This is a genomic window from Wolbachia endosymbiont of Drosophila tristis (assembly GCF_028981745.1).
GTDB classification, from domain to species: domain Bacteria; phylum Pseudomonadota; class Alphaproteobacteria; order Rickettsiales; family Anaplasmataceae; genus Wolbachia; species Wolbachia pipientis.
In genome coordinates, this window is record NZ_JAPQLN010000004.1 from 1 (window position 1) to 882 (window position 882).

The 882-nt window shown below is 38.9% G+C and carries 1 pseudogene; it reads right to left on the reverse strand.

The window, feature by feature from the left end:
* Positions 1-249: 249 nt before the first annotated feature.
* A pseudogene (locus tag OZD64_RS00040) lies at positions 250-882 on the reverse strand (collagen-like protein); the annotation flags it as partial.

Here is an 882-nt window from a genome sequence, read left to right on the forward strand (position 1 = left end):
AAATTTATTAATATAAATAATAAATTACTATTCTTAAATTTGATCAGATTGATTGCAAAAAAACAAGATTTTCAATAGGTTGCTTATAATTCTAACTATAGTTAGCCTTTCATAAGTAGCGATGCAACAAAGCCATTCCAGCGTCACGCGCTGGAATGACATTGTAGGGTGTTATCCGAGTCCTTTTTCCGTCATCAGAGGACCATATGACGTCATCCAAGTAGCGTGACTACTTGGATCTAAGCTGTATTACCAAGTCCAATTAAGTGCAGCATCATCACTTGTTGGAGGCTCAAAATACGGTTGTGACATTTCCTCTTGCACAGCTCTTTTAAATTCTGGACTTTGTATGCTTATCTTTGTTACATGCTCTTGTAAGGCTTTCTCAGTAGCTATTTCAGCAGCTGTTGGACTTTTACCATCTGCTCCTGTCTCCCCTTTCTCCCCTTGTGGGCCTTGAGCTCCATCTTTACCATCTGCTCCTTTAGGACCAGTGGCTCCTGTCTCCCCTTTTAGCCCTTTACCTCCTAAGAACACCTTTGCTGTTTGATCATTTTTGTCACCATACGCTGTGTCAGTAGCATCAAGAAATCCTCCTAATTTATCCACTAAAATTGATTTGTCGCCGTCTTTTGCATCAAATATAGCATTCACGACATCTTTCGCTGCAGCTTTTGTTTTAAGCTCTGTAGCTTTAACAAAAGCAGTCTCTGCAGCAGTTTTAGTGTAAACTTCATCGGCTGGAGCAGCTTTAATATATACCTTATTTGTAAAATCAGGAGAAGCAGTTATAGCATCCACAACAGGCTGTTTTACTACTTCTGTTTTTAGCGTATCTGTAAGTCCTAAAGTTTTAACAAATGCATCATCAACACCTTTTTT